Origin of the sequence: Acinetobacter sp. 22323 (assembly GCF_052044895.1) — a bacterium.
Lineage (GTDB): Bacteria > Pseudomonadota > Gammaproteobacteria > Pseudomonadales > Moraxellaceae > Acinetobacter > Acinetobacter schindleri.
Genome location: NZ_JBQEOL010000002.1, coordinates 188,759 through 196,386, shown reverse-complemented (window position 1 = coordinate 196,386; position 7,628 = coordinate 188,759). Strand labels below are relative to the sequence as shown.

Sequence of the window (7,628 nt, the reverse complement as noted above, 5' to 3'; positions counted from 1 at the left end):
CATTTTATTATGGTCAGCCTCAGGGTGAAGTGTGTCTAATCAACAGGGTTTTCGGTCTCTAAGTACTTTTTAAAGGGAACATCATCGACTCAAATCTCTATTTGCAACAGTGCCCAAATTCGACTCAAACTCAACAAGTAACTGAGCAAAAAGGAGCTGAACATGCACATCACTAATTTTGTATTGAAAGCGATTTTTTCTGTTGCGGTATTGAGTTTAACGACCTTAAGTGTGGCGCACGAAGGGCATCATTCAACTACTCAGAATAATGGGAAAAATATGCCATCAATGAATCATCAAGCCATGTCTGAGATGAATCATTCACAACATTCTGCACAAGAGCATGCACAACACATGCAGATGATGGGGAAAATGAACCATGGTCAGATGAATCATGCACAACATCAGGCAACATCTACGGTTAATCATTTACATCATGTACCAGATGCGAATACTCAGCAGAGTTCGCATTATGATCATCGCTCAGAACACGGTGCGCAAATTTATGCGATTACGACGGTGGATAATAAGTGGTTTGTCAATGAAGATGGCACAGGCGGTTTAAAGTCAGAGTTTGAAACCCGTATTGGCACAGATGAAAATAAGGTTTTTATTAAAGTTCATGCCGATAAAGAAGAATCGCATGATGCACATTATGATGCCAAACTTTTATATAGCCGTATGATTTCAGACTTTTGGGATGCACAGATTGGTGCACGTTATCGCAGTGAAAAAGTTGAACTCGATGATCATCGCAAAGACACCGAAGAAAATGTTGATGCAGTGATTGGCTTACATGGTATGGCACCATATTTCTTTGAAACTGATGCTTATCTCTATGCAGGAGAAGACAGTTATGCGGGCTTTAGCCTAGAAACGGAACGTGATTTTCTGATTACGCAAAAGTTGATTATTCAAACTTATTTAGAGTTGGATGCGATCTTTAGTGATGACTCTAAATATGCGAAAAAAACTGGTTTAAGCAGAGCAACCGCAGGGCTTGAAACTCGCTATGAAATCAGTAAAAAGATCATGCCGTATATCGACATTGCCTATGAGTATTCAAAAGGTAATGATGAAACGTCGTGGCAAATAGAATCAAACTCTGAGAAAGGTTGGTTATATGGAGCTGGTGTTAGATTTAGATTTTAATTAATTTAATGATTACTAAATAGCTTTATTTAAATAAAACTCTAGCTTAATGTGACCGGAAGCAAAATGTTAACTTATTTTGCTCCCTCCCTCCCATTTAACATAATAGAGCTTATACGAAACGTATATTTTAAATATATAAAAATCAGATGCTTGTGTTATAGTGATAATGCTCGACGATGTCGAAAAGCTGACTTGGAAACAAGTCGGCTTTTTTTTAAACTGTTTTGATATATTCCGCCAATAAAATTGATTGTTTCTTAATCAAATTAAAACTTTCTTCAATGTTGTCAGCCTTCTCCGGTAAGAAAATATCCCCAATTTCTGCGGATAAAAAGGGGACGGTTTTTATCCGATCTTGTACGCATTTGCTTACGTCAATTCCGGCCCTTTGCGGCTATGCGGCATACTGGAATTTTTCGGCACTGTTGCAAATAGGCTGACATGATAAGCTAAATATCTTATTTATTTCGAGATACAGTAGATGAATCCCTTCCACGGTCGGCACTTTCAAGGTGAAATCATTCTTTGGGCTGTTCGTTGGTATTGTAAATATGGCATCAGCTATCGTGAACTTCAGGAAATGCTCGCTGAACGTGGAGTGAATGTTGATCACACCACAATTTATCGCTGGGTTCAGCGTTATGCTCCAGAAATGGAAAAACGTTTACGTTGGTATTGGCGTAATCCTACAGATCGACATTTATGGCATCTGGATGAAACTTACGTAAAAGTGAATGGCAAATGGGCATATCTATACCGTGCAGATGACCAACGTGGCCATACTCTTGATTTCTATCTTTCTGCTAGACGAAATACCCATTCAGCTTATTGTTTTCTTGGTAAGATTTTCAATCAATACCAAAGCATTGAGCATTATTCAAAGAATGGTAATTGGACTCAAATACTATATGAGTTTAAAACAGAACAAGGACAGATTTTTGTTTTTGCACGTAATCGCGCTGTTGCTAAACATTTGCCAATCATGGCTCAAATTCAACCTAATCAAAAAATATGCTTCCAGTACTCACCCAATTTTAAAGATAGTAATACACTCTATCTTTTGACAGGTTTGAGCTTACAAAACTAACAGGCAAAAAAATACCTTGCGGAACAAGGTATGGAAACTGCGTTTATACAACGCTAGAGGGTAAACAAAATACAGCAAATCTGGATAAATATTAAGCAATAAAAAGGCTTGAGCTAAGGTAGCGAGAAACTCAGCATAAATATTGACATTAAAATCCAATTTTATTGACAATTCACGACAAGCTCATCTTTATTGTCGTGAATTGTCAAAATAAAACTTTGTCTGGCTTATTTACCCTTAACCTATAAGTTAAGCGACTGATTCACTTTGCTCTTGTTCTACGACAGGAGGCTTAACCAGTTTTGGCTTTTGCTCGACCCATTTTGCTGGAAATACGGATTCAATTGCATGACTAAGCGCTTTAGAAATAGGGGCTGGTAACTTGATACCTAGCGGATTGTCCTCTTTCAAATCTGCTGAAGACACCACACGCGTCCCCATCACATAATCAAACCAAGGACGAGTAACACACCAATTTGCATCTTGGTTCGAGTTCATGTGGTGATCATAGTGCCACGGGATTGTACGCTTCGCCCAATCAGGCTCAAGATGGGCACGGCGATGAACATAATAATAATTCCCCGCACTATAAATCGCTGCAAGCGCCATGCCTTTTGAAAAAGGATAGAACACAACACTTAGCACACCTGCGGCTACAGCAAGTGACATTAACTCATTGCGCGTACGCCAGTTGTCCAGACCCTCGACATAACAATCATCAGAAAAGCCCTGCTTGCGCACTTCACGGTGGTGTGCCCAGTGCGATTCCATCTGTTTTGGCGTTGGGCTGAAACGTGGCTTGCCTTTACGGTGAACCCCATGCAGTAGATATTTATGGGCAAACCATTCATAACCGTTTGCAATCACCAAACCTGCAACAAAACCCTTCAACATGGTTTTCTCCAAATGTTTCCTTATTTTTTTAAAGATATAAATTTTTGTAGGCGAAGTATTGACGATACGATATATTTATATTGACAAAACACGACAGAATAAGGAGTAGACAGGATGTCTCAACTCAAGAATTATACAGGCTCGGTTTATGGTGGTTTAGGACACCTGCTAAAAGCCTACTGTGAGGCGAAAGGTCTAGAAATACCTGGACAATTACAACAGGTTCAGAACCTAGAACGCTTTGATTACGTGATCTGGCGCGACCTGCTTGAAGACTTAAACCGTCTCCATCCACGGACAGGTTTGGGACTGGAAATTGCCGCATATGTCCAACCCAAGCATTTGGGAATTATCGCCTACCTAGCCCTGTCCTGTGAAAATCTGGGTGAGGCCATGGCACGCTACCAGGACTTTCACCGTCTTATTTATGATGGCAGCCCGCTACTGGTGGAATTCGACCATCCATATGTCTCGATTCGCTGGGAAGCACCCGAACCCAATCCCACCCAACTGACCGATGAGATTGCGATTGCCTTGATGATACAGTTCCTTAAACTGTTTATGTCGGGTGAAGGCATCAATCTGCATGAAGTCCATTTTTTAAATTCTGCACCAAAGAATATTTCTGTTTATGAACAATATTTTCAGTGCCGTGTGCGCTTTGACCAACCCAGAACCCAACTAATTTTGCCTGTGGCTGAGGCATTCAAGCCACTGAGGAATGGAGACCACACCTTACAGCAACTACTTTTACAGCAGGCACAGGCGCTTCTGGACAAATTACCCAACTCGACCCAACTTGATCAACGCTTGCAACATGCCATTTCGACAGGCCTGCAAAAGAACCAATACCAGATCGACTTTATTGCGAAGAAACTGGGAGTCTCGGTTCGGCAGCTTCAACGCCACCTGCAACAGCAAAATGCCACTTTTCAGGAACGGGTACAGGAAGTTCGCTTTATGCTGGCAACTGAATATCTAAAAGACCCACACCTGAGTTTACAGGAGATTGCCCTGCTGCTTTGCTATTCAGAACAAAGTGCCTTTCAGCGCGCCTTTAAACGGCTTTGTTGCACAAAGATTTGAAATGCAAAGCGCCCCTAATTGAGCCAAATTTAAGGCGTAACTTGGGTAAGTGGTCGACCTAATTCCGTAAATCTGTTAAGGACTGCTACACGTGCATGGATCTCATTCACTTGGCTATCAAAACTCCTTGCACTGAGTTTATCTCCTAATAATTTGATGCAATGCATCTTAGTTTCAACCAAACTTCGCCGATGATAGCCTGACCATTTTTTCCATAGTGTCCTGCCTAAACGTTTAATTGTTCGAAGTAATTCATTTCGCTCTAGCGAGCTACTCTTTGTATCTTTCCATGGTTTCGCATTTTTTCTAGGTGGAATCACCGCATGCGCTTGCCGATCTGCAATGACCTGACGGCATTGCTTGGTGTCATAAGCTCCATCGGTATAAACAGAGTTAATCCGCTCATCTTGTGGAATCTGATTAAGTAAATCACCAAGCACCTGTGAATCACTGACATTATTGGTTGTAAGCTGAACTGCTCGTATTTGCAGGGTTTTAGCATCTATACCAATATGAAGTTTACGCCATTGGCGACGATATTCAGGTCCATGTTTCTTGCGTTTCCATTCGCCCTCACCTAGAAACTTCATGCCTGTAGAGTCCATGAGTAGATGCAGCCCATCGCTACTTTTTTGGTAGCTGATTACAATATCAATATGCTTTTGTCTTCTACAAAGCGTGGTGTAATCTGGAGCTATCCAATTTAATCCGCAAAGTTTAATCAGACTTTGCACAAAGCCAGTGACCATACGTAAAGACAGACGGAATAAGGATTTAATCATTAAGCAGCATTGGATGGCTGCGTCGGAGTAGGTTTGATTTCGCCCTTGTTTGCCTTTTGATGGCGCATACCATTGCGTAGCAGGATCAAACCAAATGGCAATATTTCCGCGACTCATGAGTGCTCGGTTATATGCGGGCCAATTGGTTGTGCGGTAGATTTTGTGTGTAGGCTTCTTCATTTGAAAATTATATCGCTGAAAAACCCTTTACAGATAGGTTTGTGCAACAAAGCCCTGTTGGCGGTAAAACGCTTAGAGAACACTTCGAAGCAATTAACCACCGCAATGCGATCTACTATGTTGAAGATATCATCAAGAAACTAGAACCTTTTTCTGAATGGCAAATCCGGAACATCCACCAACTGATTCTTAAAAATATTGATGATGACAATGCCGGACATTACAGACAGCGAAACATACTGATTTCAGGTGCTACCACTTCCCCACCTGATTACACCTCACTGAATGACAAAATGGCTCAGTTTGTAAATTGGTATAATTCTGAAGCAGGCCAACTGCACCCAATTGAGCGAGCAGCTAAGATGCATGCGGATTTTGTCAGCATTCATCCTTTTATTGATGGCAATGGTCGCACATCGCGGCTATTGATGAATTTAGAGTTGATGAAAGCTGGTTATCCGCCATGTGTTATTAAAGTTGAAAACCGTTTGGCTTACTATGACGCTCTAGATCAATGGGTGGCTCATGGCAAAACTGAACCTTTCATTCAATTAGTTGCAGCTGCTGTATTGGAAGGCTTTAAGCCTTATCAGATAGTTTTGGATATTTAATCCAAGAATAGACAAAAAATTTGTAGGAGAAAGTGGGACAGCCCACTATTTAATTTTAAAATATGAAGAATACGCTTTCTGACAACAACCAAATTAGAGTGGTTTCTACTTTTTCTGAACTTGTAAATTCGAATTTTCAAGGAGATATGAATGCCATTTGCTGGTATAGAAATTTGGTTGGCGACTTTCAAGAGATCGTGGCTAAACTAAAATTAAAAAAGAACATTACAGAAGTTTCTGTTGAAGATCTTTTAGCACTCCAACTTTCAGAAGAAGGTCATCTAGCAAGGGAAATTATCTTAAAGGATATGCAGCTTTTAACTGATTTTGGTGCATCACCTTCTCTGAATTTACTGAAAAGTTATGAACGTGATGAAGAGCTAGATTTCATTTCAACAGATGTATATTCGTATCATGTTGATCGCTCACCGATTGCAACGGATACTTTTTTATGTACCTACCATGGTCCTGCAAGTGATATCCTGCCGAATGATCAGGTTGAGCAAAAGATTTTAATTGCAGAAATCAGGGCAAAACTCAAAAAATTACATGACGGCCCAGAATCTGAATTTGAAACTTTCTTAGAAGAAAATTTCTTCAACTTGCATTATCAGCCTAAACCCGATGCAAAACCTGTGAATTTAGGTTCAGGACATCTTTGGCGCCTGTCGGTAGATCATCCAACACAACAGGTCTTACCATGTGTTCATAGAGCTCCTGCTGAAAAAGATGGTGAGTATAGACTGCTATTAATTTGTTAAATATTTATTCGATATATAGTGGGTGGACAGGAACCTATAAAATTTGTGTGTTTCGATTTCCCATTTCTTAAATGCTCTAGAGAAATGAAACAAATCGACACACTCAAACCAATGTGTAATTTTTTCAATAGCAATATTTTCGCTATTTCAATAAATACTCTGCTTTCGCTTACTTTAATCCAGTAACCAGCACATCAAATGAAGACTAGAATTAATGAATATGCCATGCTGGACTCAACCATTGTGCGCGGTCATCAACACAGTGCCGGAAAAAAAGAACAGGCGATCGGACACAGTAAAGGTGGCTTAAGTACCAAAATTCATGCCCATACTGATGCTTGAGGCAACCCAACAGGATTTTATCTCACTGCTGGGCAGGCTCATGACTTAAATGGTGTTGATGTGCTGCTGGACTTATCGTTAAGTCAGACTTGGCTCATGGATAAAGCCTACAATTCCAAGGATCGGGTGATTGATCCGATCTATAAGATCAATGGTCTGATCGTGATGCCGTCCAAAAGTAATGCGATTGATCAGCGTGATTATGACCAACATTTTTATAAGGCAAGACATCTGATCGAGAATTTCTTCACCAAGCTCAAGCAGTATCGAGGTATTGCTACGCGCTATGATAAATTGGCTCAAAACTTCCTGTCAGCGATCTATCTTGCTTCAATCATGATATGGCTTAATTGATGACACGCCCTGGATCATGAGAAATTAAAATTTCAGCATCTAATTAATATTTAGATAAAATCTTCACTTACTGAGACACATTCTTCCAGACGATACATTTCATCATCAATAATCGCAACTTTTGTAAACTCCCCCCAAAAGTCCACAGTAGAAGCATCATATGATGCAACTTCCCATCTCGAACCATCATCAAGGACAATCACTCTCCCCTCATATTTAATTTCATGGATGTCACCTACCTTATGTTGACCCAAGCCATACATTCGTAGCCCCCACCGTAATATTTCCTGTTGCTCAGATTCTGAAAGCTTATTAATACCTGATGCATGTATCTCATCAGGGGTCATCATTTTATCTAAGTCAATACTCATACATA

Annotated in this window: 7 protein-coding genes and 3 pseudogenes; 7 read left to right on the top strand and 3 right to left on the bottom strand. The window is 40.3% G+C overall.

Going from position 1 to position 7,628, the window contains the following annotated elements:
• The first annotated feature begins 162 nt into the window (after window positions 1-162).
• The gene (locus ACTJIX_RS02175; RefSeq protein ID WP_216986653.1) at window positions 163-1,152 is read left to right on the top strand and encodes a copper resistance protein B; all 990 of its coding nucleotides are present in this window, start codon (window positions 163-165) and stop codon (window positions 1,150-1,152) included.
• A gap of 484 nt (window positions 1,153-1,636) precedes the next feature.
• Window positions 1,637-2,008: pseudogene (locus ACTJIX_RS02170) on the top strand (IS6-like element IS1007 family transposase); the annotation flags it as partial.
• 483 nt (window positions 2,009-2,491) lie between these two features.
• On the opposite strand, the gene ACTJIX_RS02165 reads toward ACTJIX_RS02170, so the two are convergent.
• Complete coding sequence (locus ACTJIX_RS02165; RefSeq protein ID WP_005006322.1) at window positions 2,492-3,136, bottom strand: sterol desaturase family protein; 645 nt, start codon at window positions 3,134-3,136, stop codon at window positions 2,492-2,494.
• Between the two features lie 114 nt (window positions 3,137-3,250).
• On the opposite strand from ACTJIX_RS02165, the gene ACTJIX_RS02160 reads away from it, so the two are divergent.
• Window positions 3,251-4,222 carry an AraC family transcriptional regulator ligand-binding domain-containing protein gene (locus ACTJIX_RS02160; protein WP_440611125.1) on the top strand — a complete coding sequence of 324 codons (972 nt, stop codon included), beginning with the start codon at window positions 3,251-3,253 and terminating at the stop codon, window positions 4,220-4,222.
• Between the two features lie 29 nt (window positions 4,223-4,251).
• On the opposite strand, the gene ACTJIX_RS02155 is transcribed toward ACTJIX_RS02160, so the two are convergent.
• Window positions 4,252-5,184 carry an IS5-like element ISAba12 family transposase gene (locus ACTJIX_RS02155; protein WP_002114401.1) on the bottom strand — a complete coding sequence of 311 codons (933 nt, stop codon included), beginning with the start codon at window positions 5,182-5,184 and terminating at the stop codon, window positions 4,252-4,254.
• 56 nt (window positions 5,185-5,240) lie between these two features.
• Here ACTJIX_RS02155 and ACTJIX_RS02150 point away from each other — a divergent pair.
• From ACTJIX_RS02150 to ACTJIX_RS02135, 4 genes and pseudogenes are all read left to right on the top strand, one after another.
• Window positions 5,241-5,795: pseudogene (locus tag ACTJIX_RS02150) on the top strand (Fic family protein); the annotation flags it as partial.
• A gap of 62 nt (window positions 5,796-5,857) precedes the next feature.
• Window positions 5,858-6,556: a DUF1826 domain-containing protein gene (locus ACTJIX_RS02145; RefSeq protein WP_348962488.1), complete on the top strand. Its 699-nt coding sequence runs from the start codon at window positions 5,858-5,860 to the stop codon at window positions 6,554-6,556.
• 198 nt (window positions 6,557-6,754) lie between these two features.
• On the top strand, window positions 6,755-6,898 hold the full coding sequence (locus ACTJIX_RS02140) for a hypothetical protein (protein WP_348962487.1): 144 nt from the start codon (window positions 6,755-6,757) through the stop codon (window positions 6,896-6,898).
• A gap of 18 nt (window positions 6,899-6,916) precedes the next feature.
• Window positions 6,917-7,252 (top strand): annotated as a pseudogene (locus ACTJIX_RS02135) (transposase); the annotation flags it as partial.
• Window positions 7,253-7,302: 50 nt separating this feature from the next.
• Here ACTJIX_RS02135 and ACTJIX_RS02130 read toward each other — a convergent pair.
• Window positions 7,303-7,623 (bottom strand): hypothetical protein, encoded by a 321-nt coding sequence (locus tag ACTJIX_RS02130; protein WP_348962486.1) that lies wholly within the window; start codon window positions 7,621-7,623, stop codon window positions 7,303-7,305.
• Window positions 7,624-7,628: the final 5 nt, after the last annotated feature.

Excerpts from the sequence above, each read along its gene's own strand:
- ACTJIX_RS02140 (WP_348962487.1), top strand. The coding sequence starts at position 6,755 with ATGAAGACTAGAATTAATGAATATGCCATGCTGGACTCAACCATTGTG.
- ACTJIX_RS02165 (WP_005006322.1), bottom strand. The coding sequence starts at position 3,136 with ATGTTGAAGGGTTTTGTTGCAGGTTTGGTGATTGCAAACGGTTATGAA.
- ACTJIX_RS02155 (WP_002114401.1), bottom strand. The coding sequence starts at position 5,184 with ATGAAGAAGCCTACACACAAAATCTACCGCACAACCAATTGGCCCGCA.
- ACTJIX_RS02160 (WP_440611125.1), top strand. The coding sequence starts at position 3,251 with ATGTCTCAACTCAAGAATTATACAGGCTCGGTTTATGGTGGTTTAGGA.
- ACTJIX_RS02145 (WP_348962488.1), top strand. The coding sequence starts at position 5,858 with ATGAAGAATACGCTTTCTGACAACAACCAAATTAGAGTGGTTTCTACT.
- ACTJIX_RS02130 (WP_348962486.1), bottom strand. The coding sequence starts at position 7,623 with ATGAGTATTGACTTAGATAAAATGATGACCCCTGATGAGATACATGCA.
- ACTJIX_RS02175 (WP_216986653.1), top strand. The coding sequence starts at position 163 with ATGCACATCACTAATTTTGTATTGAAAGCGATTTTTTCTGTTGCGGTA.